The sequence below is a fragment of the Saccharothrix sp. ALI-22-I genome, assembly GCF_001984175.1.
Lineage (GTDB): Bacteria > Actinomycetota > Actinomycetes > Mycobacteriales > Pseudonocardiaceae > Actinosynnema.
Genome location: NZ_MTQP01000062.1, coordinates 283,815 through 308,617, shown reverse-complemented (window position 1 = coordinate 308,617; position 24,803 = coordinate 283,815). Strand labels below are relative to the sequence as shown.

General features: G+C 70.6%; 25 protein-coding genes and 1 pseudogene. 18 read left to right on the top strand and 8 right to left on the bottom strand.

Annotated elements, in window-relative coordinates; translation table 11 throughout:
* The first annotated feature begins 71 nt into the window (after window positions 1-71).
* From ALI22I_RS23195 to ALI22I_RS23185, 3 genes are read left to right on the top strand one after another with little or no spacing between them, the layout of a single operon-like run.
* Window positions 72-941: an ABC transporter ATP-binding protein gene (locus ALI22I_RS23195; protein WP_083751958.1), complete on the top strand. Its 870-nt coding sequence runs from the start codon at window positions 72-74 to the stop codon at window positions 939-941.
* Window positions 938-1,789, top strand: coding sequence for an ABC transporter permease (locus ALI22I_RS23190; RefSeq protein WP_077007615.1), 852 nt, complete (start codon window positions 938-940; stop codon window positions 1,787-1,789). Before ALI22I_RS23195 ends, ALI22I_RS23190 begins: the two co-directional genes overlap by 4 nt.
* Window positions 1,786-2,025 carry a helix-turn-helix transcriptional regulator gene (locus tag ALI22I_RS23185; RefSeq protein WP_077007614.1) on the top strand — a complete coding sequence of 80 codons (240 nt, stop codon included), beginning with the start codon at window positions 1,786-1,788 and terminating at the stop codon, window positions 2,023-2,025. The genes ALI22I_RS23190 and ALI22I_RS23185 overlap by 4 nt, the downstream gene beginning before the upstream one ends.
* Before the next feature lie 40 nt (window positions 2,026-2,065).
* On the opposite strand, the pseudogene ALI22I_RS23180 reads toward ALI22I_RS23185, so the two are convergent.
* Window positions 2,066-2,383 (bottom strand): annotated as a pseudogene (locus tag ALI22I_RS23180) (nucleotide disphospho-sugar-binding domain-containing protein); the annotation flags it as partial.
* A gap of 11 nt (window positions 2,384-2,394) precedes the next feature.
* Window positions 2,395-2,985 (bottom strand): TetR/AcrR family transcriptional regulator, encoded by a 591-nt coding sequence (locus tag ALI22I_RS23175; protein WP_083751941.1) that lies wholly within the window; start codon window positions 2,983-2,985, stop codon window positions 2,395-2,397.
* A 61-nt stretch (window positions 2,986-3,046) separates the two neighbouring features.
* On the opposite strand from ALI22I_RS23175, the gene ALI22I_RS23170 reads away from it, so the two are divergent.
* The 5 genes from ALI22I_RS23170 (at window position 3,047) to ALI22I_RS23150 (ending at window position 8,366) form a co-directional block, all read left to right on the top strand.
* Complete coding sequence (locus ALI22I_RS23170) at window positions 3,047-4,147, top strand: FAD-dependent monooxygenase (RefSeq protein WP_077007613.1); 1,101 nt, start codon at window positions 3,047-3,049, stop codon at window positions 4,145-4,147.
* Window positions 4,148-4,347: 200 nt separating this feature from the next.
* Window positions 4,348-5,499 (top strand): nitric oxide synthase oxygenase, encoded by a 1,152-nt coding sequence (locus ALI22I_RS23165; protein ID WP_077007612.1) that lies wholly within the window; start codon window positions 4,348-4,350, stop codon window positions 5,497-5,499.
* A 106-nt stretch (window positions 5,500-5,605) separates the two neighbouring features.
* Window positions 5,606-6,703 carry a Re/Si-specific NAD(P)(+) transhydrogenase subunit alpha gene (locus ALI22I_RS23160; RefSeq protein ID WP_077007611.1) on the top strand — a complete coding sequence of 366 codons (1,098 nt, stop codon included), beginning with the start codon at window positions 5,606-5,608 and terminating at the stop codon, window positions 6,701-6,703.
* Window positions 6,700-7,002: an NAD(P) transhydrogenase subunit alpha gene (locus tag ALI22I_RS23155; protein ID WP_238598518.1), complete on the top strand. Its 303-nt coding sequence runs from the start codon at window positions 6,700-6,702 to the stop codon at window positions 7,000-7,002. The genes ALI22I_RS23160 and ALI22I_RS23155 overlap by 4 nt, the downstream gene beginning before the upstream one ends.
* A complete protein-coding gene (locus tag ALI22I_RS23150; protein WP_077007610.1) occupies window positions 6,999-8,366 on the top strand; it encodes an NAD(P)(+) transhydrogenase (Re/Si-specific) subunit beta in 1,368 nt (455 codons plus the stop codon). The genes ALI22I_RS23155 and ALI22I_RS23150 overlap by 4 nt, the downstream gene beginning before the upstream one ends.
* Window positions 8,367-8,413: 47 nt before the next feature.
* Here the strand turns inward: ALI22I_RS23150 and ALI22I_RS23145 are convergent, their stop codons facing one another.
* Genes ALI22I_RS23145 through ALI22I_RS23135 form a run of 3 tightly spaced genes read right to left on the bottom strand, consistent with a single transcriptional unit; the run spans window position 8,414 to window position 12,609 of the window.
* Window positions 8,414-10,459 (bottom strand): diguanylate cyclase domain-containing protein, encoded by a 2,046-nt coding sequence (locus tag ALI22I_RS23145; RefSeq protein WP_077007609.1) that lies wholly within the window; start codon window positions 10,457-10,459, stop codon window positions 8,414-8,416.
* 6 nt (window positions 10,460-10,465) lie between these two features.
* Window positions 10,466-11,272 (bottom strand): SAM-dependent methyltransferase, encoded by an 807-nt coding sequence (locus ALI22I_RS23140; protein WP_077007608.1) that lies wholly within the window; start codon window positions 11,270-11,272, stop codon window positions 10,466-10,468.
* A 35-nt stretch (window positions 11,273-11,307) separates the two neighbouring features.
* Window positions 11,308-12,609 carry an MFS transporter gene (locus ALI22I_RS23135; protein ID WP_083751940.1) on the bottom strand — a complete coding sequence of 434 codons (1,302 nt, stop codon included), beginning with the start codon at window positions 12,607-12,609 and terminating at the stop codon, window positions 11,308-11,310.
* A 53-nt stretch (window positions 12,610-12,662) separates the two neighbouring features.
* Here ALI22I_RS23135 and ALI22I_RS23130 point away from each other — a divergent pair, with 53 nt between their 5' ends.
* Genes ALI22I_RS23130 through crcB form a run of 3 tightly spaced genes read left to right on the top strand, consistent with a single transcriptional unit; the run spans window position 12,663 to window position 13,859 of the window.
* A complete protein-coding gene (locus tag ALI22I_RS23130; RefSeq protein ID WP_077007607.1) occupies window positions 12,663-13,100 on the top strand; it encodes a MarR family winged helix-turn-helix transcriptional regulator in 438 nt (145 codons plus the stop codon).
* A gap of 4 nt (window positions 13,101-13,104) precedes the next feature.
* The gene (locus ALI22I_RS23125; RefSeq protein WP_238598517.1) at window positions 13,105-13,518 is read left to right on the top strand and encodes a fluoride efflux transporter FluC; all 414 of its coding nucleotides are present in this window, start codon (window positions 13,105-13,107) and stop codon (window positions 13,516-13,518) included.
* Window positions 13,515-13,859 (top strand): fluoride efflux transporter CrcB, encoded by a 345-nt coding sequence (crcB, locus tag ALI22I_RS23120; protein WP_077007606.1) that lies wholly within the window; start codon window positions 13,515-13,517, stop codon window positions 13,857-13,859. Before ALI22I_RS23125 ends, crcB begins: the two co-directional genes overlap by 4 nt.
* 58 nt (window positions 13,860-13,917) lie before the next feature.
* Here the strand turns inward: crcB and ALI22I_RS23115 are convergent, their stop codons facing one another.
* Both ALI22I_RS23115 and ALI22I_RS51085 read right to left on the bottom strand, forming a co-directional pair.
* Window positions 13,918-16,170, bottom strand: coding sequence for a HelD family protein (locus ALI22I_RS23115; protein WP_077007605.1), 2,253 nt, complete (start codon window positions 16,168-16,170; stop codon window positions 13,918-13,920).
* A 223-nt stretch (window positions 16,171-16,393) separates the two neighbouring features.
* Window positions 16,394-16,540: a hypothetical protein gene (locus ALI22I_RS51085; protein WP_179118318.1), complete on the bottom strand. Its 147-nt coding sequence runs from the start codon at window positions 16,538-16,540 to the stop codon at window positions 16,394-16,396.
* Between the two features lie 80 nt (window positions 16,541-16,620).
* On the opposite strand from ALI22I_RS51085, the gene ALI22I_RS23110 reads away from it, so the two are divergent.
* The 5 genes from ALI22I_RS23110 to ALI22I_RS23090 all read left to right on the top strand — a co-directional run bounded on the left by ALI22I_RS23110 (window position 16,621) and on the right by ALI22I_RS23090 (window position 20,981).
* A complete protein-coding gene (locus tag ALI22I_RS23110; RefSeq protein ID WP_238598516.1) occupies window positions 16,621-17,274 on the top strand; it encodes a VanZ family protein in 654 nt (217 codons plus the stop codon).
* A 285-nt stretch (window positions 17,275-17,559) separates the two neighbouring features.
* Window positions 17,560-18,234 carry a hypothetical protein gene (locus ALI22I_RS23105; RefSeq protein ID WP_179118317.1) on the top strand — a complete coding sequence of 225 codons (675 nt, stop codon included), beginning with the start codon at window positions 17,560-17,562 and terminating at the stop codon, window positions 18,232-18,234.
* A 182-nt stretch (window positions 18,235-18,416) separates the two neighbouring features.
* Window positions 18,417-19,022 carry a TetR/AcrR family transcriptional regulator gene (locus ALI22I_RS23100; RefSeq protein WP_077007603.1) on the top strand — a complete coding sequence of 202 codons (606 nt, stop codon included), beginning with the start codon at window positions 18,417-18,419 and terminating at the stop codon, window positions 19,020-19,022.
* Window positions 19,023-19,098: 76 nt separating this feature from the next.
* Window positions 19,099-20,475, top strand: a complete 1,377-nt coding sequence (locus tag ALI22I_RS23095; RefSeq protein ID WP_238598515.1) for a dihydrolipoyl dehydrogenase family protein — start codon at window positions 19,099-19,101, stop codon at window positions 20,473-20,475.
* A 134-nt stretch (window positions 20,476-20,609) separates the two neighbouring features.
* Window positions 20,610-20,981, top strand: coding sequence for a hypothetical protein (locus ALI22I_RS23090; RefSeq protein WP_077007602.1), 372 nt, complete (start codon window positions 20,610-20,612; stop codon window positions 20,979-20,981).
* Window positions 20,982-20,991: 10 nt separating this feature from the next.
* Here the strand turns inward: ALI22I_RS23090 and ALI22I_RS23085 are convergent, their stop codons facing one another.
* Complete coding sequence (locus ALI22I_RS23085; protein WP_077007601.1) at window positions 20,992-22,239, bottom strand: hypothetical protein; 1,248 nt, start codon at window positions 22,237-22,239, stop codon at window positions 20,992-20,994.
* A gap of 165 nt (window positions 22,240-22,404) precedes the next feature.
* Here ALI22I_RS23085 and ALI22I_RS23080 point away from each other — a divergent pair, with 165 nt between their 5' ends.
* Together ALI22I_RS23080 and ALI22I_RS23075 are read left to right on the top strand one after the other, a co-directional pair.
* Window positions 22,405-23,862: a S8 family peptidase gene (locus tag ALI22I_RS23080; protein WP_238598514.1), complete on the top strand. Its 1,458-nt coding sequence runs from the start codon at window positions 22,405-22,407 to the stop codon at window positions 23,860-23,862.
* A gap of 276 nt (window positions 23,863-24,138) precedes the next feature.
* Window positions 24,139-24,642 carry a DUF3145 domain-containing protein gene (locus ALI22I_RS23075; protein ID WP_143532371.1) on the top strand — a complete coding sequence of 168 codons (504 nt, stop codon included), beginning with the start codon at window positions 24,139-24,141 and terminating at the stop codon, window positions 24,640-24,642.
* The last annotated feature ends 161 nt before the right edge of the window (window positions 24,643-24,803 follow it).

The window sequence follows — 24,803 nt, the reverse complement described above, 5'->3', positions numbered from 1 at the left end:
TGCTACAAAATGCCCGAGAACTCTGATGGGGGAGGTGAGGGTCTTTGGTCATCGAGGTGCGCGATCTGCGGATGCGCTACGGCACGACGGACGTGCTGCACGGGGTCGACTTCGACGCGGGCCCCGGCGAGGTGGTGGCCTTGCTCGGGCCGAACGGCGCGGGCAAGACGACGACGATCGAGATCCTGGAGGGCTTCCGGTTGCCCTCCGACGGCCGGGTCCGGGTGCTGGGCGTCGACCCGGCCACCGGTGACGAGGCCTGGCGGGCCAAGCTCGGCGTGGTGTTGCAGTCGTGGCGCGACCACGGCCGCTGGCGGGTGCGCGAGTTGTTGCACCACCTCGGCCGCTACTACACGCCCTACAGCACGCCCCACCAGCCGCGGCCGTTCGACACCGACGAGCTGATCGACACCGTCGGCCTGACCGAGCACGCGGACAAGAAGGTCAGCAAGCTCTCCGGCGGCCAACGACGCCGGTTGGACGTGGCGATCGGCATCGTCGGCAAGCCCGAGCTGCTGTTCCTGGACGAGCCGACCGCCGGGTTCGACCCGCACGCGCGCCGGGACTTCCACGACCTGGTGCACCGGCTGTCGGACCTGGAGGGCATGACGATCCTGCTCACCACGCACGACCTGGCCGAGGCGGAGAAGCTGGCCGACCGCATCCTGGTGCTCGCGGGCGGCCGGATCATCGCCGACGGCAGCCCGGACCAGCTCAGCCGCCAGGTCGAGGGCAAGTCCGAGATCCGCTGGACGCAGGGCGGCCAGCGGCACGTGCACACGGCCGACGACGCGACGGCGTTCGTGCGCGACCTGTTCCGCCAGCACGAGACCGGCATCTCCGAGCTGGAGGTGCGGCGCAGCACGTTGGAGGACACGTACATGGCTCTCGTGCAGCGGCACGAGAGCGGGCAGGCGAAGGAGGAGGTGGCGGTCCTGTGAACCCCACGCTGCACGGCGCCCGGCTGGGCCTGGAACGCGGGCTGCGCGAGTTCCGACACTCCTTGGGCAGCGAGGACCAGGTCTTCAACGTGGTCATCGCCATCTCGTTCGTGACCGTGCTGTGGTTCCAGCGCGACTCGGACGTCGAGGCCGCCGGCGTCACGCTCGCCGCGCTCACGCTGCCGAGCATGCTCGGCATGTCGGTGGCCTTCGGCGGTCTGGTCGGACCGGCGGGCCAGCTCTCGGTCAACCGCGAGGACGGCACGCTGCTGCGCGCCAAGGCCGTGCCCAACGGCATGGTCGGCTACCTGGTCGGCCGGACCACGCAGACCTCGTTGGACATCGTGTTCGGCCTGCTGGTCGTCCTGGTGCCCGGTCTGTTCCTGGTGAACGTGCTGGCGGACGCCGGAGCGGGCGGTCTGCTCGCGTTGCTCGCGGTGCTGGCGCTCGGCATGCTGTCGACCCTGCCGTGGGGCGCGGTCGCCGGGTCGATCAGCCGGAGTCCGGGCAGCGCGATGGGCATCACCATGCTGCCGATGATGGGCATCACCGCGATCTCGGGCATCTTCTACCCGATCACCGCGCTGCCGGGGTGGTTGCAGGCCGTGGCCCAGGTGTTCCCGGTGTACTGGACCGGCCACGGCGCCAGGGCGGCGCTGCTGCCGGACTCGGCGGCGGCAGCGGAGATCGGCGGGTCCTGGCGGATCTTGGAGATGGTCGGCGTGCTGGGGGTGTGGGCGGTGGTCGGCTTCCTGCTGGCGCCTACGATCCTGCGGCGGATGGCCCGCCGGGAGTCCGGAGCGGAAATGGAGCAACGCCGGCAGGCGGCGTTGCAGAGGGTGCGATGAGCGAAAACGTCTACAACCGGATCGCGATGCTGCGCGCGGAACGGGGTGTGTCACGCCGGCAGCTGTCCGAGGCGTTGGGCATCCACTACCAGACCGTGGGCTACCTGGAGCGGGGCGAGTACAGCCCCAGCCTGTACCTGGCGCTGCGCATCGCCCAGTACTTCGAGGTGCCGGTGGAGGTCGTGTTCTCGACCGACCCGTTCCCCCGCCTGGGCAGCTCGGAGAGATCCGCGTAGACGAACGGGGGCGGCGCCGGCGGCACCGCCCCCTCCCGCCTCACTTCAGCGCGGACTCGATCACGTCGGCCGCCGCGGGTATGCCGCCCGCGGCCCGGATCTCGGCCTTGATCACGGCCGGCCGTTCGGCCACGCCGAGATCGTCGGCCAGTTCCAGCACGGCGGTGCGCAGCCCTTCGACGGTGACCTCGTCACGCGGGATGTGCCGGCCGACGCCGAGGTCGACCAGGTGCATCGCGTTCATGGTCTGCTCGCCGATCGCGGGCACGCCGATCATCGGCACACCGTGGTAGAGGCCTTCCATCGTGCCGCCCATGCCGCAGTGCGTGATGAACACCCTGGCGTGCGACAGGATCTCATGAATGCTTTTCATGAATGCGTGCCGAGCACGCCGCGCAGTGCCGCGCGCACCGCCTGGGTCAGTTCCGCCCGGCTCTCCGGCGTGCCCGGAGTGGGTGCGCCGAGCGCGCCCGCGCCGACCAGCCGGTCGAACAGCAGGCCGTCGACGAACGCCACCACCTCCCGGCTCTGCCGCTCCGGGTCCTCCGCGCCGAGCGCTGCGAGCAGCGCCCGAGCCTGGGCGCGCGGCCGTTCACCGTGGGCCAGGATGCCGCGCAGCTCCGGGTGGTGGGTGGCCTCCAGCAGGCACGCGTAGCGGGCCAGCGTGCGCTCGCGGCCGGTGGTCATCCACTGGTCGAGCACGTGCGCGAGGCTCTCGGCAAGCCGGTCCGGGTCGAGCGGGACGTCCGCGCCCGCCGCGTCCACCTCGGCGGTCTCCACCTCGACCAGCCGTTGCACCAAGCCTTCGACAAGGGCCTTGCGGGTGCGGAAGTAGGCCGAGGTCGAGCCCATCGGCACGCCTGCCTGCGCGTCCACCGCCCGGTGGGTCAGCCCGCGCATCCCCTTGGTGGCCACCACGTGGATCGCCGCGTCGGCCAGGGCGGCCATGCGCTCCGTCACAGTGCGTCCTCCTTCTACAGCTGTAGAGTACTGGCATCTACAGCTGTAGAAGGGGTGGGGGATGAAGGCGGTCGTGGTGGGTGGTGGCCTCGGTGGGGTCACGACGGCGGTGGCGTTGCGCGAGGTCGGGTGGGAAGTCACCGTGCTGGAGCGCGCGCCGGAGTTCGGCGAGGTCGGTGCGGGCGTGGGCGTGATGCCGAACGCGATGCGGGCGTTGGCCGCGCTGGGGTTGGCCGACGACGTGCGGCGGATCGGCACGCCTCGCGTGGCCGGCGGCGTCCGCGACCCGAGGGGGCGGCCGCTCGCGCACTTCGACGCGTCGCGGGCGGAGCACGTGGTGGCCGTGCACCGGGCCGACCTGCACCGGGTGCTGCGGTCGGCGTTGCCGGAGGCGTGCCTGGTCACGGACACCGACGTGCGGTCGGTCGACGAGCTGGACGCGGACCTCGTGGTGGCGGCGGACGGCATCGGCAGCCGGATTCGGCGGGCGCTGTTCCCGGCGCTGCCCGAGCCGGTCTACGCGGGCACGACGGCGTGGCGGGGGGTGACGAAGGCGGAGTTCCCGCGTGACCTGGAGATCAGCCAGACGCTCGGGCCGGGGACAGAGTTCGGCGTGCTGCCGCTGGGTGACGGCCGGGTGTGCTGGTTCGCGGCCACGGTCGCGCCGGCCGGTGGCCGTTCGGGCGACGAGCTCGGCGAGGTGCGGCGGCTCGTCGGCGACTGGCACGACCCGATCACGGCGGTGCTGGACGCGACACCGCCCGGGACCGTGCTGCGGCACGACATCCACGAACTGGCCACGCCCCCGCCGACCTACGTCCGGGGCCGGGTGGCATTGCTCGGCGACGCCGCCCATGCGATGACGCCGTACCTCGGGCAGGGCGCGTGCATGGCGATCGAGGACGCCGTGGTGCTCGCCGCCGCGTGCGCCCACACCGACGTGCCGGGCGCGCTCGCCGAATACGACCGGCGACGCCGTGCGCGCACGCAATCGATCGCCAAGGCGTCGCGGATGCTCGGCAGAGTGGGGCACAAGGTGCGCAACCCGGTGGCGGTGGCAATGCGCGACGCGGCGATGCGGGCGGTTCCGGCGAGCGTTGCTGTTCGGGGAATGACGAAGTTCCTGGCCTGGACCCCGCCAAAGCTGTCACTCGATAGGTGAAAATGGACTGTGATGTAACTCATAGGTAACTGGCTTGATTCAAGCGAATAACGATCGAATATCACTCGTTTTCGCAGGATGTGTCACTCTTCCGTGCGATCAAGCACGAGTCGTGCGGTACTAGCCGCAGGCTGCGGCGGCCCCTGAGTGCCCGGCACGGCGGTGCATGAACCACTAAAGGGCAACTACGGTGTCCCGCCATGGCCCCCGTCCCCTCGTGTCCGGCTGAAGCCATCCCCCTGCGCGAGACCGCCGTCGACCTCGCCGAGGCCGACGACTTCATCCGACTGCACCACTCCGAGAACCCCGAGCTCGGCCCCGCCGCACACCGCCTCGCCGAGGTGCACGCCGAGGTGGCCGCCACCGGCACGTACCGCCACACGCCCGACGAGCTCACGTTCGGCGCGCGGGTCGCGTGGCGCAACAGCGCCCGCTGCATCGGTCGGCTGTACTGGCGCAGCCTCAAGGTCCGCGACCTGCGCGACCTGCGCGATCCCAAGGAGATCGCGGACGAGTGCGTCGAGCACCTCAGGCTGGCCGGCAACGGCGGCAAGGTCCGCCCGGTGATCACCGTGTTCGCCCCCGACGAACCCGGTCACCCGGCGCCGAGGATTCGCAACGAGCAGTTGGTCCGCTACGCGGGCTACGCCGGCCAGGACGGCGGTGTGCTGGGCGACCGGCGCAACGCCGAACTCACCGAGAAGGCGATCGGGATGGGCTGGCGCCCGCCCGCCCGAAGGGGCCCGTTCGACGTGCTGCCGTTGATCGTGGAACGGGAGGACGCCGAACCGGCCCTGGTCGAACTGCCGCCCGACGCGGTGCTGGAGGTGCCGATCGGCCATCCGGAACTGCCGTGGCTGGCCGAACTCGGGCTGCGCTGGCACGCCGTGCCCGCGATCAGCAACATGCGGCTGCGGATCGGCGGGATCGACTACCCGGCCGCGCCGTTCAACGGCTGGTACATGGGCACCGAGATCGGCGCCCGCAACTTCGCCGACGTGGACCGGTACGACCTGCTGCCCTACCTGGGCAGACGGATGGGGCTGGACACGTCGTCGGTGCAGTCGCTGTGGAAGGACCGGGTGCTGGTCGAGCTGAACCGCGCGGTGCTGCACTCGTTCGCGGTGGCGGGCGTGACCATCACCGACCACCACACCGAGTCGGACCGGTTCCTCACGCACATCAAGAAGGAGGAGGCGGCGGGCCGCAAGTGCCCGGCGGACTGGACGTGGATCGTGCCGCCGATGTCCAGCGGCGTCACCAGCGTCTTCCACCGGTACTACGACAAGGACGAGCTGCTGCCGAACTTCTTCCCCGGCGACACCAAGGGCGTGTGCCCGGTCATCCACTGACCCGCACGTCGGCGGACTCGGCGCGGTCTCAGCAAGACGTATGTACGGTTAACGTGAACGCACACGTGTGGCGTAGATCACCTCAGGCGGACTAGGGTGACTCTCCGTGAGAGTGGGCATACCCGTCGAGGCGCGGCCCGCCGAGCGCCGCGTAGCCGGTCTACCGGAAACGGTGACCACGCTGATCGGTGCCGGGCTCGCGGTGGACGTGCAAGCCGGAGCGGGCCGACACGCCCACGCCTCGGACGCCGCCTACCGCGCAGCCGGCGCGAACATCATCGCCGACCACCCGGCCGGTCAGTCCGAGGTGGTCGTCTCCGTCCAGCCACCGACCCCCGAGCAGGCCGCCGCCCTCCGCGAGGGCGACATCACGATCAGCTTCCTCCAGCCGAACGCCGAGCCGGAGCTGATCGAGGTGCTCGTGGCCAACAAGATCACCGCGTTCAGCCTCGACCTGCTACCCAGGGTGACCAGGGCGCAGTCCGTCGACGCCCTGTCCTCGCAGGCGCTGGTGGCGGGCTACCGCGCGGTGATCGAGGCGGCCCACCGCCTGCCGAAGTTCCTCCCCATGTTCACCACCGCGGCGGGCACCGTCCCGCCGGCCAAAGTGCTGGTCCTCGGCGCGGGCGTGGCCGGGCTCCAGGCCATCGCCACCGCACGACGTCTCGGCGCGGTGGTGGAGGCCTACGACATCCGTGCCGCGGCGAAGGAGGAGGTCAAGAGCCTCGGCGCGCGGTTCCTCGAACTGGACCTCGAAACGCAGCAGGGCGTCTACGCCGAAGCCCAGTCCGAGACGTTCCTGGAACGCCAGCGCGAGTTGATCGCGGACCGGGTGGCCGCCTCGGACGTGGTCATCTCCACCGCCGCCATCCCCGGCCGGAAAGCGCCGGTGCTGGTCACCAACGACATGCTCAAGGCGATGGCGCCCGGCTCGGTGGTGGTCGACCTGGCTGCCGAGTCCGGCGGCAACGTCACCGCGAGCAGTCCCGGTGAGGAGACGTGGGTCGGCGAGGTGCTGGTCTACGGCGCGAAGAACATGCCCAGCAGCATGCCGGTGCACGCCAGCAGGCTCTACGCGCGCAACGTGGCCAACCTCCTGATGATGATGACCGAGGACGGTCAGGTGACCCCCGACCTCACCGACGAGGTGCTGGCCGGCTGCTGCCTCACGCACGCGGGCGAGCTGAGGAGGGAGCTGTCGTGATCGACCTGGTGACGATCTTCGTGCTGGCCGTGTTCGTCGGCTTCGAGGTCGTGTCGAAGGTGTCCACCATCCTGCACACGCCGCTGATGTCGGGCGCGAACGCGATCCACGGCGTGATCCTGGTCGGCGCCATCCTCATCACCGGCCGCGCCGAGCACGGGCTGGAGATCGCGCTGAGCCTGGCCGCGGTCTTCCTGGCCACGGTCAACGTGGTGGGCGGCTTCGTGGTGACCGACCGGATGCTGGAGATGTTCAAGGGCCACAAGCCCACCAAGGGGCACGGGGAGCAGGCGAAATGACCCCCACCTGGGTCCAACTGGCGTACCTGGTGGCCGCCCTGTGCTTCGTGCTCGCGCTCAAGGGCCTGAGCACGCCGAGGTACGCCCGCGCGGGCAACCTGCTCGGCGCGGCGGGCATGGCGCTGGCCGTGATCACGGCGTTCGTGCACGGCGCGGTGAACAACGGGCTGCTGATCCTGCTCGCCGTCGCCGCCGGCGTGGTGGTGGCCATCCCGGCGGCGCGGTCGGTGAAGATGACCGCCATCCCGCAGATGGTGGCGCTGTTCAACGGCGTCGGCGGCGCGGCGGCGGCCCTGGTGGCGTTGACCGAGTTCCTGGCGGTCCCGGACGGCTCGGTGCTGTTCGAGGTCTTCACCGTGCTCACCGTGCTGATCGGCTCGGTCAGCTTCTCCGGCAGCGTGGTCACCTTCCTCAAGCTCCAGGAGATCATGACCCCCCGGCCGGTGCTGCTGCCCGCGGGTCAGGTGGTCGGCATCGGCGTAGCCGCCGCCAGCGCGTTGCTCGCGCTGTCCGTGGTGCTCACCGGGAGCGGCCCGCTGCTGGTGCTGCTGGCGGTGGCCGGGCTCGCGCTGGGCGTGCTGTTCGTGCTGCCGGTGGGCGGCGCGGACGTGCCGATCGCGATCTCGCTGCTCAACGCGTTCACCGGCCTGGCCGTCGCCGCGTCCGGTTACGTGCTGGCCAACACGCTGCTGATCGTCGCGGGCACGCTCGTCGGCGCGTCCGGCACGATCCTGACCCGGCTGATGGCGGCGGCCATGGGCCGCCCGCTGACCAACATCCTGTTCGGCGCGTTCCAGACCACCACGGCGATCGCGCACTCCGACGAACAGCGCACCGTGCGCTCCGGCACGGTGGAGGACGTCGCGATCCTGCTCGGCTACGCCCACTCCGTGCTGGTCGTCCCCGGTTACGGCTTGGCCGTGGCCCAAGGGCAGCACGCCGCACGGGAACTGGCGCAGCTGCTGGAACAGCGCGGCATCACCGTCGACTACGGCATCCACCCGGTCGCCGGTCGGATGCCGGGCCACATGAACGTCCTGCTCGCCGAGGCGGACGTGCCGTACGAGAACCTGAAGGAGCTCGACGACGTCAACCCCGGCATGGGCAGCGTGGACGTGGTGCTGGTGGTCGGCGCGAACGACGTGGTCAACCCCGGCGCGCGGGACGAGCCGAGCAGCCCCATCTACGGCATGCCGATCTTCGACGTGGACAAGGCGAAGGCGGTGGTGTTCATGAAGCGCTCGATGCGGCCGGGCTTCGCGGGCGTCGACAACAGCCTGCTCTACAACCCGAAGACCACCATGCTGTTCGGCGACGCCAAGGAGTCGCTGACCAAGCTCCTGGCCGCGGTGAAGCAGGTCTAGCGGTGAAGCAGGTCTGGCGGTGAAGCAGGTCTAGCGGGCCGGCGGCTCTAGTGGGCCAGTTCGTACCCCGGCACGGCGGGCGCGAGGTGGTCGCCGAACGCGGCGTCCACCTCGACCCGCGCCCACCACGCGGCCCGTTCCGGCGTCGAGACGTCCGGTACCAGCACGGACCGCCCGGACGACCGGATCAGCCGCACCATTCCCGCCGTCGCGTCGTGCAGGAACCCCTCCGGGCGCTCGGCCAGCCTGCGCACCACGGACGGGTCGAGGATCAGCGAGTCCACCGGCAGGTCCGCGAGCAGCGACAACTCGGCCTGACCGCCGTTGAACCGGGCCAGCCCGGTGGCGATCCCGTTGTCCCGCAGCACCTGCGCGTTGTCCTCGCCGGTGCCGTCGAGCATCGACCGGGTGTCCAGGAAGATCCGCAGCCGGGACACCGGCAGCCCGGTCTCGTCCAACGTCCGCTTCACCGTGTGGACCAGGTCCTCGTCGCGCGACTGCATCGGCGACAGTTCGAAGTGCAGCACGCCCAGGGCGTCGGACGCGGTCGCCTCGCCGGCGGCCTCGCGCAGCGCCCACTGGCCCAGTGCCAGGGACAACCCGGTCGCCTCGGCCAGTTCCAGGCACTCGTCGTGCTCCAGCTCCTCCCAGCGCAACCGCGCCAGGTGCCCGAGCACCTGCCCGCCGGTCGGGTCCACCACCGGCTGGTACTCGACCTCCACCTCGCCGTCGGCCAGCGCGCCGGGCATCCGGGCGGCCCGCGACTGGTGTTCCCGAATCCGCTGGTCCACGTGCCGGTCGTAGGTCTGCCACTGCCGCTTGCCGCCCGCCTTGGCGCGGCGCAGGGTCGCGTTCGCCGCGCGCAGCAGCTCGGCCACGTCCCACCCGGCGGCGGGCCGGTCCACCACGCCGATGCTGGCGGACAGGGCCACGCCGTTGTCCATCGGCTTCTCCAGCGCCTCGTTGATCCGCTCGACCATGGCCGGCACGGTCGGCGTGGTCGGCGAGTTGGCCACCACGATGGCGAACTCGTCGCCGCCCATCCGCGCGACCGCCGCGGTCTCGTCCGCCACCACGGCTTTGAGCCGCCGGCCGACCTCGGTGAGCAGCTGGTCGCCGACCGCGTGGCCGAGACCGTTGTTCACCACCGAGAACGCGTCCAGGGCCAGGTAGTAGAGCGTGATCCCGCCGCGTGACGTGCCGTGCAGCGTCTCCAGCCGGGTGAGGAAGTGCTGCCGGTTGGACAGGCCGGTGAGCGCGTCGTGCAGGAGCTGGAAGTCCAGGTTCTTCTGCAGCAGGTGCAGTTCGCTGACGTCCTCGACCATGGTCACGTGGTGGGAGGGCTTGCCCTCCGCCTCACGCAGCAACGACACCGCCAGGTGCACCCACACCGGCTCGCCGTCCGCGCGCAGCAGCCGCCGTTGCTCGCGGACCCGTTCCACCCGGCCCTCGCCGACGGCCCGGTACGTGCTCACCAGCTCGTCCACGTCGGCCGGGTCGAACAGCTCGATCAGCCGCCGACCGATCAGCCCGGCGCGGTCGGCGCCGATCATGTCGGCCAACGCCGCGTTCGCGTCCACGCACTCGCCGCGCAGGTCGGTGAGCGCGATGCCGAACGCGGACGAGTCGAACACCTCGCGGAACCGGGCCTCGCTGACCTTGAGCACCCGTTCGGCCCGGAGCTTGGCCGCCAGGAGCGCCAGCTTGATCTCTTCCTGCTGGTTGAACGCGTCCATCCGCATCGAGGTGGCGAAGCTGGTGCTCAGGCAGCCGAGGATGGCGACGACCTTCTCCGCCAGTCGCGGCACGTCCTGGAGTTCCGGGGCGAACAGCAAGGCGTGCCCGAGCACCTCCACGGTCCGCTGCAACGTCTCCGGACCGGTGAAGTGCGCCTCGACCAGCCGATCGCCGACCACGGCGACCGGCTCGACGGTGAACGGCTCGGCCTGGGTCGCGGCGGCGATGACGTCCACGAGTTCGAGCAGGTACAGCTCGATCTCGACCGGCGACATCGGCACGTACGCGGTGGGGTAGACCGCCCGCATCCACGCGCGTGCGATGTCCTGCCGCCGCGTCCTAGCGGGTGGCGACATGTCGGCTCACTTCTTGCGACCCACCCCGGCGAAGATGCCGGCTCTGTCGGCGTCCTCCTCGACGGCGCCGTCCTCCGGGCGCCACAGCGGCAGCGGGACCACCCCGGGTTCGACCAGGTCGAAGCCGTCGAACATGGCGGTGATCTCGGCGTGGGTGCGCGGGAACATCGGGTTCGCGCTGCGCCGCATCACGGCCACCACCCCGGTCATCTCCTCCGGTTGCAGGTCTGCGGTGAACTGGGACAACGCCAGGTAGCTGCCCGGCGCGACGGCGTCCCGGTACGCGGCCACCACGCCGACCGGGTCCCGCTCGGGCGGCACGAAGTGGAACACCCCGACGGTGAGCACACCGATCGGCTCGGCGAAGTCGATCAGGCCGGTGTCGCGCACGCCGGCGAGCACCGCGTCCGTGTCCGTCATGTCCTCTTGCAGGACGGTGGACTGGTCGTCGTCTTCGAGGAGCATCCGGCTGTGCGCGACGGCGACGTCCTCGAAGTCCACGTACACCACGCGGGACTCGGGCGCGGCCCTCTGCGCGATCTCGTGCACGTTGCCGACGGTCGGGATGCCGGACCCCAGGTCCAGGAACTGCCGCACACCCGCGTCGGCCAGGTGCAGCACGGCCCGGCGCAGGAACGCGCGGTTGAGGCGGGCGATGGTGCGGGCGTTGGGCTGGGCGAGGAGGAACTTCTCCGCCAGCTCCCGGTCGGCGGCGAAGTTGTGGCCCCCGCCGAGCAGGTAGTCGTAGATCCGCGCGGCGCTGGGCAGCCCGGTGTCGATGGTGCTCGGGACCCAGCTCAGCCCTTCCGTCACCGCATCCTCACCCGTGTGTGTGCCACGCCCGAACTTCAGCCCCTGTGGGGCGAGATTACTGATCCGGCTGGTCCCGTGGGCAGAGGGCACGGCCGCTTGTCCCCGATTGGCGTACAGAGAGCGAGCAAAGCGATCACGGCGAGTGTTCCGAATGACACCCGCGACCCGAAGTGTGCGTTGACGAACAGGGGCAAGGCCACACCGAACGTGGTGCCGAGGGCTCTCGCGAGGTTCACCAGGCCACCACCCGATCCAGCGTCACCCTTTGGGAGGGCGCTGAGGATGGTTGCATTGTTCGCCGGCGTGAAAAGGCCGAGCCCGAGCCCCAACAGGGCCAGCGCGACCGGGTGAACCTGCCAGGCCAGCACCCCGCAGGCCACTGTGGACAGCAAGACGCCGGTCCTCGGCAGTTTCCACGGGAGCGCCGCGCCGAGCGCGAACCCGACCGGGAGCGCGGTGAGCAGCAGTCCGGTCTCCAACGGGCCCTCGCGAGACGTGAACGGCACCAGGACCAGCGGTCCGAACAGCACGAGATAACCGCACAACGCGCCGAACAGGCCGCCCTTGACCCGGCGGACCAGCGGTTCCCGCCACACGTACCCGACACCCGCCGGCACCGCGAGCAGCAGCAGGAACGGGCTCGCGCCGGACAGCACCAGCAGCAACGCGGTGGTGGCGGTGGCGAGCAGCACGACGGCGATCCCGTCCACCGGCGCGGTACCGCGCTCGTGCGTGCGCGGGAGCAGGAAGTGGCCCGCGACCAGCGCGACCACGCCGACCGGGACGTTGATCGCGAACACCCACTGCCAGCCGAACGCCTCGACCAGCAGACCGCCGACGGTCGGCCCCAGCGCCAGCCCCAACGCCTGCGCGGTGGCCTGGATGCCCAACGCCTTGCGCATCCGTTCGCGCGGCACGGCCGCCACCACCAGCGCGACGCTGTTGGCCTGCAACATCGCCGCGCCCAGAGCCTGCACGACCCGGAACGCGATCAGCACGTCCAGGTCACGGGCCAACGCGCACGCCGCCGAAGCACCGGTGAACACGACGAACCCGTAGAGGTAGACCAGCTTGCGCCCCCTGCGGTCCGACCACTTCCCGATCGGCGCGACGAGCGCGACCAGCGTGAGCAGGTAGGCCAGCGACACCCACTCGGGCGAGGCGCCGAAGTCGTCCCGCAATGCGGGCAGGGCCAGTGTGACCACGCTCGCGTCGAACTGACCCAGGAACGCGCCGAGGCACACCGTGGCCACGGCCAGCCAAGGCGCCCCTGACCAGGTGGCGACCCGTCGCGGTCGGGGTGATTCCGCGACGAACCAGCGCCACGAGGGGTTCATCGGCTTCAGACTATATCGGTATCCGAGGTATCGCGACCAAGTACCATTCGCGCATGTCAGACGAGGCACGCTCGCTCACCGACGTGGTCACGAGGCTCCGCCGGGCACTGCGCACGAGCATCCGGTCGGAATGGCCGTGGGATTCCCTCCCGATGGCGCAGGTCGAGTTGCTCCAGACGCTCGCCGAGCGTCCGTCGATGCGCGTAGGCGACCTCGCGGCCGAACTCCGTCTGGCACCCAACACCGTCAGCGGCCTCGTCGGACAGCTGATCGAAAGCGGCCTGGTCGAACGGGGCGGCGACCCCAGCGACCGCCGCGTCGCCCGCCTCTCGGTGACCCCGCAGGGACACGAGCAGCTGGCCGTCTGGCAGTCCGCGCACGAGAAGCGCATCGGTTCGGCACTGGACAAACTCGAACCGCAGGAACGCGCCGACGTGGTCCGCGCCCTGTCCGCCCTCGACCACCTGGTCGACCACCTCCGGACGCACTGATCCTTTGGGCACTGATCCGTTGCACACCGATCCGGTCGCCCCGGACGCCTCGCCCGACGTCCCGGCCCAACGTCGTGACCTCGCGGTCCTGGGTGTCATCGCACTCGGCGGCGGTCTCGGCGGCCTGGCCCGGTACGGGTTGTCCACGGTCGTCACCGGCCCGTGGGGTTTGCTGCTGATCAACGTGCTCGGGTGCGCGTTGATCGGTGTCCTGATGGTTCTCGTGCCCCGCCTGCACCCTTTGGCCCGCCCGTTCTTCGGCGTCGGGATACTCGGCGGTTTCACCACCTTCTCGGCTTATGCGCTCGACATCGTGCACCTGGGCTTGTCGTCTTTCGCCTACCTCTTCGCCACCCTGTTCCTGGCCTTGGGCGCGACCTTCTCCACCATGGCGCTGACCAGGAAGGTGCTCGCGTGACCGCGCTTTTGGTGTTCGTCGGCGCGGCCATCGGCGCCCCACTGCGCTACCTGACCGACCGCTTCGTCCAGTCCCGCCACATGACGCGGTTCCCGTTCGGCACCCTGACGGTGAACATCATCGGCTCGTTCGTCCTGGGCTGCGTAGCCGGCGCGTCACCAACCTTGGTAGCCCTCATCGGCACCGGCCTGTGCGGCGGCCTGACGACCTACAGCACCTTCAGCTACGAAACCGTCCGCCTGACCGAGGACGGCCACCACTGGCAAGCGTTTGCGAACGTCGCCACCAGCATCACCGCCGGCGTAGCAGCCGCCGCCCTCGGCTACTTCCTCACCCGATAACGTCGAACCCCCGCCGCATCCACCGATCAAAGTGCGTTGCCCCCATGTCGGACACCGCTCACACGGTAGCCGCCAACCGCCCCAGAACCTCCGGCAAATCGCCCGTGTGCACGACGCCAAGTCGTTGCGTCGCACGGGTCAGCGCCACGTACAGGTCACTCGCGCCGCGCGGCGACTCGGCCAAGATCCCGGCCGGGTCGACCACCAACACAGAGTCGAACTCCAAGCCCTTCGCGTCGGTCACCCCCAGCACCACGACCTGCGTGTCGAGGTCGTCCGAAGCGCCGGGCACGGCAGCACGCAGCGAGGCCACCGAAGCCGCCGGCACGATCACGGCCAGCTTGCCGTCCCCGATCGCGGAGACTTCCTTGTCCACCACCGAAGGCAGGGCCTCGACCAACGACGGCACGCGCAGGCTCCACGGGTCGAACCCGCTGTCCCGCACGGAAGTCGGCGGCACCAGGGTCGGATCGACGGAGGACAGCACGTCGGCCGCCACCGCCATGATCTCCGACGGCGTCCGGTAGTTCACCGTCAGTTCGGTGAGCTTCCAGCGGTCCATCACGTACGGGGACAGCACCTCGCTCCAGGACGACGCGCCGGCGATGTCGCCGGTCTGCGCGATGTCGCCGACCACGGTCATCGACTTGGCCGGGCACCGTCGCATCAGCGTCCGCCACGCCATCGGGGACAGCTCCTGCGCCTCGTCCACGATGATGTGCCCGAACGTCCACGTCCGGTCCGCCGCCGCACGTTCGGCCGCCGTCTCGTAGCGCTCGGCGCCGTGCCGCTCGGCCAGCTTGTAGGCGTCGACCAGGTCGGTCGCCATCAGGATGTCCGGGTCGGCGTCGTCCTCCAGGTCCAGGATGTCCAGCACGCCCTGGGCGTAGTCGATCGCCTGACGACGTTGCCGTTCGGCACGTGCCTTGGCCTCGGTGTCGTCCTCGCCGAGCAGTTCGGCCGCCTCGTCCAGCAGCGGCACGTCGGCGGGCGTCCACTCGGTGCCGCGCGGACGCGTCAGCAGGGCGCGTTCGGCGGGGGACAGCTTCGGGGTGGCCTTGGCGATCAGCTTCGGCGACGCGTACAGGTCTTCGAGCAGTTGCTGCGGCGACAACGTAGGCCACAGCTTGTCGATGGCGGCCTGCACGGCGGGGTCTTCCCGCAGCTCGCGCCGGATGTCATCGATGTCGGCCTGGTCCAGCAGGTGCCGACCGAGCCGGGACACGGCCTGCGACGCCAACGTGGAGATGATCTCCCGCTGGAACGTCCGCCGCGCCTCGTTGTGCGGACGTCGGGTGCGCCGGGCGCGCCCCCGCGCGTCGGTGATCGCACGCCGGTCCAGCCGCAGCGTGTCCTGCTCGAACGGCACCTCGACCAGGCTCGGGGCTTCCTGCCGGTCGCGGATCGCGTGCGCCACCACGTCCGCCATCTCGATGCGGCCCTTCAACGCCGCCACCTCGGCGGGCTCACGGCCGACCGCCGTCAGGTTCGGGAACAGCTCGCCGACGGTGGACAGCAGCACGCCCGTCTCACCCAGCGACGGCAGCACCTGCCCGATGTAGCGCAGGAACGTCGCGTTCGGCCCGACGACCAGCACGCCGCGCTTCGCCAGCTGCCGCCGGTGCGTGTAGAGCAGGTAGGCGGCGCGGTGCAGCGCCACGGCCGTCTTGCCGGTGCCCGGACCGCCCTGCACGACGACCACGCCGTTCAGCTCGGTGCGGATGATCTTGTCCTGCTCGGCCTGGATGGTCGCGACGATGTCGCCCATCTGGCCGGTGCGGCTCGCGTTCACGGCGGCCAGCAGGGTTGCCTCGCCGGTGAGGCCCTCCGACCGGCGGTCCAGGTCCACCGAGTTGATGTCCAGCACCTCATCGTCGAAGCCGACGACCTTGCGCTGCTTGGTCCGCAGGTGCCTGCGCCGGCGCACGCCGTCCGGCGCGGCGGCGGTGGCCAGGTAGAACGGGCGGGCGGCGGGCGCGCGCCAGTCCATCAGCAGCGGCTCGTACTCCTTGTCCTCGTCGAACAAGCCGATCCGGCCGATGTAGAACCGGTCGTCGGTGTGGAAGTCGAGCCGGCCGAAGCACAACCCGTTCTCCACCGCGCTGTACTGCGCCAGCTGATCGGAGTACATCGCCACCGAGGTGTCCCGTTCGGACCGCATCTGGTGCGTTCCGCCCGTTTGCCGCAGTGCGCCGGCGAGGCGCTTGGAGCTCTGTTCGCGGAGGTCGTCCAGCCTGCCGTACAGCATCGACACGTATTCCTGCTCCGACTCGGTTTCCGCGAGCCGGAGGTCATCGGAGGGGCTTGACAACGTGCCTCATTTCTGGATAGCGTGGTTTATCAGCCTGTGTTGCATTGCGGCTGATAGTTCTCTGCGCCCGTCCTGCGCAGAACGTCTAATCTACTACACGCCTCTTCGCCGTGGTGCGCCAACAACTACGCGCCCGCCCGCCCTGCCCCGTGACGTGCGAAAGCCGCCGCCGAGCGACTGCTCGACGGCGGCGTTCGGACCTCCTGCGGTGCCCGCGACCGGCCTACAACTCGGTGATCGGCTCGGCGTTCGCCGTGCCCGCGGTGGTCCAGGCGGTGGTCCAGGTGATCGACAACGCCGCCGGTAACGCCGGTAGCAGCCTGCGCGCGATTCCGTGTATCGCGGACGTATCCAAAACTGGATACGCCACTGCAACAGCCCTCCGTCTCCAATGGGGGCGTGAACCACAGCCCATCCCCGTTAGCACCGCCCCGCCGCACGCGCAGGATCGTGCTCGTCAGCCTGGCGATCCTCGGCCTGGCGAGCGCGGTGTTCGCCGTGCGGCGGCCGCTCCTGATGTCCGCTCCGAGGTGCATGGCCGGACGGTGGCACGGCTGCTTCGACACCATGAACGGTGTGGTGCTCATGATGCTGGTCGGTCTGCCGTTGGCCGCTCTGGTGGTGTGGGCGCTGGCGCGCCGTCGGCGTGCCGCCGGCGTCACATCGGCGTGGCGGATGTCGCTGGCCGAGGTGGGCATGGTCTACGGGACGGTGCCGTTGGTGTGGCTGACCTTGATGCCCGGCTCCGGGGCCGGCATCGTCCCCGGCCGGGTGAGTCTGGTCCCGCTGCGGGACCTGGTCACGATGGGGCCGCTCGGGATCGTCGGCAACCTGCTGATCTTCGCGGCGCTGGGGTTCTTCGCTCCGATGCGGTTCGCGGCGCTGGCGTCCGTGCCGCGGCTTTTGGCGCTCGGGGCAGGCTGCTCGGTCCTGGTCGAAACCGCACAGTACGTCTTCCAGTTGGACCGGGTGTCGTCGGTGGATGACGTACTGGTCAACGCGGCCGGCGCCGTGCTGGCCGCGCTGGCGTCGCGCCGCTGGTGGCGCACTGCGGCGGAGGTGCCGCCGGACCAGCCTCGCCCCGCGCCGGCGCCGGCGGACTGAGTCGCGTCGCCGGGGCGAACCCCGTGCGCGGCGGCGCGCCCGAGGGTGCTCCCGGGACGAGTCCGGTCTCCACCTCCACCACGTGATCCCGCCGGCACCCCCGCAAGCCAGGTGGGAACCCCGCAAGATTCACCGAACAGGACACCCGGCGGGATCTGCGAAGCTCCGCTGGGCCGCGTCGGGCAATACGGCGGGTGAGGACTGGACCACCGGATGAGCGGCTCTCGCCGGGCACGTGGGTGAAACCCGTCGGCGGTGGCTGATCATCCCGGCACGCTGGAGCGTGTGAGGGAGAAACGCCAGGAGCTGGTCCGGCTGTGCCGGGTCGCGGTCGACCGGTCGCGGTGGCAGCTCGGCTTCGCGGTGGTCGTGTCGGTGTGGTCCCTGGCGTGGGTGGTGGGGCAGGTGTTCGGCGGGCCTGGTCCGCTGGAAGTGCTGCCGCTGCGCTGGGCCGGGCTGCCGACCGGGTGGCTGGACGCGGTCCGCGGCTGGTTCGACGGTCGCACCGGCTTCCTCGCCGTGGCCGGTGGGCTGCTGTGGGCGATGACGAGCGCGCGCCGGCAGGCGTCGGCGTTGGTCGGCTGGCTCGCGGTGATGGCGGCGGCCGAGGATGTCGGGTACGTCGCGGTCCGGTGGGCGCTGCTGACGTTCGCGGTGTTCCTCGCGGTGATGGGGTTGGTGTCGCTCACCGGGCGGCGGGCGTTCGTGGTCGACCGGATCGCGGTGATCCCGAAGGACGTGGCGCGGGCCGGGGCGACGGCAGCGGCGCTGTCGGCGGTGGTGCCGCTGGTCGCGCCGGGTCTGCTGCTCGCCCGGCTGGTCGGCCCCTACGTGACTCGGCCACCGCGCCGCAGGGCGGGGACGCCGATCGTCCGCGCCCCTTCCGCCGAACGGCCCCCGGCCGCTGACACGCACGGTGAAGTGCTGAAACCCGTCCCGGCGCAGCGCGGTTCACGGTGAGGCGGTCGGATTTCCCCATCCGGTCGACCCCGGTAAATAGTTTTGCGCCCCAACAATCACCTCGGAAAAGTCGAGCGAACCTCACATCACATTCCGGAATCGTCTGTTTGGGCTTACCGGTCCGTATCCATCAAGATGAGCGCGTGCCAGAAAATCCCGCCGAAAACCGCTTAGCCAAGGTGATGCGTCGTCAGCCCGTTCAGCAGCGCGGCGCCGCCACGGTGTCCGCGATTGTCGATGCCTGCGCGGCGCTGCTCAACGACTACGACTACGACGACATCACCACAGCCCGGATCGTCGAGCTGGCAGGCGTGCCAATTGGATCGTTCTACCAATACTTCCCGGACAAGCGTTCTGTTGTGCACGCGTTGGCGTTGCGCGGCATGGAGGAGTACCTGGGCCAGGTCGAAACGCTGTTCACGGAGGGTCGACTCGCCGGGGACTGGCGGGAGGCGGTGCGGCAGGTCGTCGGCGTCTACCTGCGGATGCTGGTCGAACTGCCCGGCTTCGGGCGGGTGCGGTTCAGCGATCTGCTCGACGGCCACCGGCTCGACGCGTCCGTCGACCAGTACGAGTTGATGGCCGAACGGTTGCGCGACCTGTTCCTGGGGCGCTTCGCGGTGCGCGGGGACGCGCCGGTCACGTTGACGTTCCGGATGGCCGCCCAGATCGCCGATGCGATGTTCAAGCTGGCCGAACGAGTGGAGCCCGACGAACGCCCGGTGGTGCTGGGCACCGCCGACTGCGTGATCTTGAAGATGTTGGCCGGGGTGTTCGACCCGGTCTGACGTTCTTGGCCAGGTCTGACAGTTCTCGGCCAGGGGGCGACTTGCCGCGCCGGTCCGGGTGGTGTGGGGTGGACCGGTGACCGACTTCGACGTGATCGTGATCGGCGGTGGCCCGGTGGGCGAGAACGCCGCCGCCCGGACCGCCGCCGGCGGACTCCGGACCGCGCTGGTGGAAGCCGAACGCGTCGGCGGTGAGTGCTCGTACTGGGCGTGCATGCCGAGCAAGGCGTTGCTGCGCCCCGGCCACGCGCTCGCCGCCGCCCGCCGGGTGCCGGGGGTGCCGGTCGGGGACCGGCTGGATCCGGTGCAGGTGTTGAAGCGGCGCAACAGCTTCACCTCCGACTGGGACGACTCGGGCCAGGTCGAGTGGGCCGAGGGCGCCGGGCTGACCGTGTTCCGCGGTCGTGGCCGGCTGGTGGGGGAGCGCCGGGTCGAGGTCGACGGCCGCGTGCTGACCGCCGCGAAGGCGGTCGTGGTGTGCACCGGCAGCGTGCCGCGCATCCCGTCGCTGCCGGGGTTGTCCGACGTGCCGTACTGGACGTCCCGCGAGGCGACGTCGGCGCAGGAGGTGCCCACGTCGTTGGTGGTGCTCGGCGGCGGTGTGGTCGGCGTCGAGATGGCCCAGGCGTGGGCCCGGCTCGGCTCGAAGGTCACGCTGGTGATCTCCGGTGAACGGCCGCTGCCGAAGTTCGAGGCGTTCGCGGGCGACCTGGTGGCCGAGGGGCTGCGTGAGGACGGCGTCCGGATCGTCACGGGCGTGAAAGCGACCGGTGTGTCCACCTCGGACGGCGAGGTGTCGTTGCGGCTGTCCGACGACACCTCGGTGTCCGGCGAGCACCTGCTGATCGCGACCGGCCGCCTGCCGGGCACGTTCGACCTGGGCGTGGAGCAGTTCGGCTTCACGGCGGGCAAGCCGCTGGAGGTCGACGACACCGGTCGAGTGTCCGGAGTGGACTGGTTGTACGCGGCGGGTGACGTCACGGGCCGCGCGCTGCTCACCCACCAGGGCAAATACGCCGCACGGGCGGTCGGCACGGCGATCGTCACCGGCGCCACCGACCCCGAACCGTGGACCGCGCCGGTCGCCACGGCCGATCACACCGCCGTGCCGCAGGTCGTCTTCACCGACCCCGAGGTGGCGTCGGTGGGGTGGACGGAGGCGCAGGCCCGCGAGGCTGGGCTGGAGATCCGGGTGATCGACCTGGACATCGCGGTGGCCGGGTCGTCCCTGCACGCGGACGGGTACCGCGGCAAGGCGCGGATGATCGTGGACGAGAAGAAGCGCACGCTCGTCGGCGTCACGTTCGCAGGCCCCGACGTCGCCGAGTTGATCCACGCGGCCACCATCGCGATCGTCGGCGAGGTCACCGTGGACCGGTTGTGGCACGCGGTGCCGGCGTACCCGACCATCAGCGAGGTCTGGTTGCGGCTGTTGGAGGCCTACGGTCTCTGAGACCGTGAATCCCTGACGCTGGGTACACGGTCGGCCAGCGGGCCGTGTACCCCTTCGTCCGGGTGCCGTACCGGACCTGCGGCCATAGAGCGTCTTAACCTAAAAGTGCGGCTTCAGTTCATTACACTGCGGCGGTGACCAGGGGAACGGTGGCTCTCGCGATCGGAGCGGTGCTCTGGTGCGCGTTCGTCATCGTGACCACGTTTCTGCCCGGCGGGCCTTCCTGGCCGCCGACCGCGGTGTACCTGCCGGGGTTCCTGGTGCTTCCCGTGGTGCTCTACACGTTGTTCCGCGCGCGTTCCAGCGCGTTGCTCTGCCTGGCCCACGTGCCGAATTCGGTGATGATCCCGGGCGCCGCGATCGCGCTCGGCGGATGGCTGTTCTCGTTCGGCGCGATCGCGGGCAAACCGGGCACCGAAACGGTGTGCGCGGTGGCCGGTCTGGTGATCGTGCTGCACGTCGCGTTCGGGTTGATCGGCATCGGCATGGTCCGCTCCGGCCGCTGACGGTCCACTTTCACTGCTGCGCGGCGGGCAGCCGCAACGCCTGCTCGGCGATCTGGGCCAGCTTCGGGTCGGCCGCGTTCTGCTCGCCTTCCGCCCACACCACCTGCGTGATCCGCAGTTGCGCGCCCTTCACCGACACCCGGATGGCCGACCGGTCGAACGACGCCGGACCGCCGGGCCAGCCCTTGCCCTCCTTCACCAGCGCGGTGATGCCGCCCGCGCCCGCCGTCGAGGCGATCACGTTCAACTCACTCGCGCGGGTGGCGTCCGGCAGGCTCAGCTCGGCGATCGCGACGCCGACCTTGCGGCCGTCCACAGTGGTCTCGTACTGGGCCCGCCGCAGCTGCATGCACATGTGTCCGGACAGCCAAGCCTGCACGTCGCCGAACGCGTGCGCGGCGCAGTCGTCGGTCCGGTCCGCGCCGCGCGGCGAGAAGTTCCGGCCGTCCACGACGACCGTGGTCGGCTGCGAGGTCGGGGTGGCGGACGCCGAGCTGTCCGCGGTGCCGCCCGACGACAGCGACGCGATCAGGGCGATGATCAGCAGGATGAAGCCGACCACGCCGCCCACGTAGGGCAGCACCTTGCGGGTGGTCGGGACGGCCTTGATCTTCGGCAGCAGCATGGTGCTGGCCGACGCCAGGTCGGTCGCCGCGTCGGAGAAGCCCTCGGCGATCAGCACCTGCCGGGAGGGCGGCGCGCCGGTCGGCGCCAGTACGGCGACCAGCTTGGCGGCGTGCTCGGCCGAGCAGGGCCGGTCGCTGGTGGCCAGCTCGCGGGCTGCGGCGAGCAGCGTCGTCGGCTTGGGGTGCAGGACGCGCACGCCCCGGTTGAGGTCGACGGTCGCCTGCACGACCTGGCCGACGTACGGGCCGACGGCCACCACGGTGGTGACCGGCAGCGGCTCGCCGCGCATGTCCTGGATGCGGCGGGCGACGGCGGTGCTGGCCTCCAGCGCCTCGGCGGCCGGGCTCAGCGCGCCGTCGGTCCTGGTCAGTGGCCAGCCGTCGATCTTCCACTGGCCGTTGAGCGGCGCCTCCAGCCGCATGGCCGGGTCCGGCAGGTCCACGCCGACGACGACGAGCACACCGCGCGGCAGCACGATCACGGCGTCCAGGTCACGCGGGCAGTCCGGGGGCCGGACCCCGAGCAGCGCGATACCGCCGAGGACGGCGTCACCGTTGCCCCACGTGCTCAACGCGGCGCGCACGTCCGCGCCCACCTGCGACGGTTCGGTCCCGAGTCGGATCAGCCGCACGAGATCACCACAGAATCACACCGTTCCACACGGTCGGACACGGTAGCGCCCGTGAGGGCTGGGCCGGTTGGGCGCATCACCGGAGTTGACGTTCCGTGACACCCATCACCTGAACGGATGTGGCTCGTTAGTGGGATTGCTCAACCCTGCATTGGAGGTCCGTCAGTGAAGCGCAAAGCCGCCCTGCTCGCGGCGGGAACGCTGGCACTGTCCGTAGCGGTCGTCCCTTCCGCCTCGGCCGGTCTGCTCGCACCCGTCTCGACGCTGCTCGCCAGTCAGCTGTCCGATGGTGAATCCGCGCCCGATTCCGTCGGCACCGTGTTCGTCCACGGCGCCGACCTCGCCGCCGCCGAACGCGCGGTGCGCGCCTCCGGCCTGAACCGCATCACCAGCTTCGACCGCATCGGCGTGGTCGCCGCCCACGGCACCGCAGCCCAGATCACCGCCGCACGCGCCGCTGCCGGCGTGACCTACGTCGAGGCCAACCGGCCGATCGAGTTCACCGGCTCCACCTCCCACACCGCCACCCGCGGGCTGGAAGCGCGCCAGACCCTGACCGGGGCGAACGGCCAGGCGCTGGACGGCAGCGGCGTCACCGTCGCGGTGATCGACTCCGGCGTCGATCCGACGCACCCGGCGTTCCGGCAGCCGAACGGCCAGACCAAGATCGTCCGCAGCCTCAAGAGCGTCTGCCTGGACGAAGCGAGCGCCGGCACCGGCTGCATCCTCGACGTGCCGACCTCGGTGGACACCGACCTGCTGGCGGTCGGCGGCCACGGCACGCACGTCACCGGCATCGCGGTCGGCAGCGACACCACGCTGACCGACGGCACGGTGGTGCGCGGCGCGGCTCCCGGCGCCAAGGCCGTGGTGATCTCGACCGGCGCGGTGCTGTTCATCATCGGCGCGGACGCCGCGCTGAACTGGGTGCTGGAGAACCACCGGGCACCGTGCGGCGCGGGCGTCCCGGCGTCGGTGTGCCCGCCGATCAAGGCGATCAACAACTCCTACGGCCCGTCCGGCGGCGGCGCGTTCGACCCGAACTCCACCACCGTCAAGCTCCAGCGCGCGTTGGCGGCCGAGGGCGTCGTGACGGTGTGGGCGAACGGCAACGACGGCGGCGACGGCAGCGCGAACCTGTCCAACCCGTCCGGCCAGGACCCGACCCCCGGTGTGCTGTCCGTGGCGTCCTACCACGACCTCGGCACCGGCACCCGGGACGGCGCGGTGTCGGAGTACTCGTCGCGCGGCCTGGCGACGGACTCCTCGACGTGGCCGGACATCTCCGCGCCCGGTGAGGACATCACCGCGGCGTGCCGGCCGTACCTGGCGATCTGCGCCACCGGGCTCCAGCCGCAGAACGGCCCCGGCCTGCTCGACGTCGGCACGTTCAACACGATCAGCGGCACGTCGATGGCCGCGCCGCACATCACCGGCATCGTGGCGCAGCTGTTCCAGGCCGATCCGACCGCGACGCCGGCGCAGATCGAGGCGGCGTTGAAGTCGACGGCCTACAAGTACGGCTCCGGCTACCAGCCCGTCGGCTCGTACACGACCAGCCACGACAAGGGAACGGGCCTGGTCGACGTGATCGCGGCGGCCCGCGCGCTCGGCGCGAGTTGATCAGCCGCTGATCGCTGCGCTTATCAGGCGTTGATCACGTCAACGTGTCCGGTTGATCTCACAAGGTCACCTCGCGGCCCGGTCTCCGGGTCGCGAGGTCGGCGTTTCAGGGTCGAAAGTCCTGTATCTGACCCACTCGGGTGAGGAACGGGATGGTTCTTATGGCGGACTGCTGCCGCAACGGGCAGAATGACCAAGTCGGGAATTCGCAAGATCGTCCGCATCCTCGAGAGGTCGTAGGGGAAGACGTCCCTCGTCGAGTAGCGGAGGTCAGCTGTGAGCACCCGTGGCAGCACCAGTGGCGTGGTCTACGTCCACTCGTCGCCGTCTGCGGTCTGTCCGCACGTCGAGTGGGCGATCTCGGGCACCCTCGGTGAGCGAGCGGACCTCAAGTGGGCGGCGCAGCCCGCCGCGCCAGGGCAGTTGCGCGCCGAATGCAACTGGACCGGCGACGCCGGCACCGGGGCCCGACTCGTGTCCGCGCTCAGAGCGTGGCCGATGCTCAGGTTCGAGGTGACGGAAGACCCGAGTCCGGGCGTGGACGGCGTGCGGTACTGCTTCGCGCCCGTGCTGGGCTTGTGGCACGCCCGCACCAGCGCGAACGGCGACATCGTCGTGTCCGAGGACCAACTCCGAGCCCTGGCCGCCAGGAGCAGAGGCGGCGAGTCGTTCGCGCACGGCGTGGACGAGATCCTGGGCGCGGCCTGGGACGACGCCCTGGAACCCTTCCGACGCGCAGGCGACGGCGCCCCCGTCACCTGGCTGCACCGCGTGGGCTGAACGGTCGTACCGCCCCTGAACCCAGAACTGTCAGACCCCCGCCGATAAGATCAAAGCCGGGTCCCGGTCCGGCTCGGGCATAACGGGATGCTCCCGTCGAACTGCCGTGTGCCTGCCGCGAGGTCGCGTACCTGTTGGGCGGTGGTGTCGCCGGTGCCGAC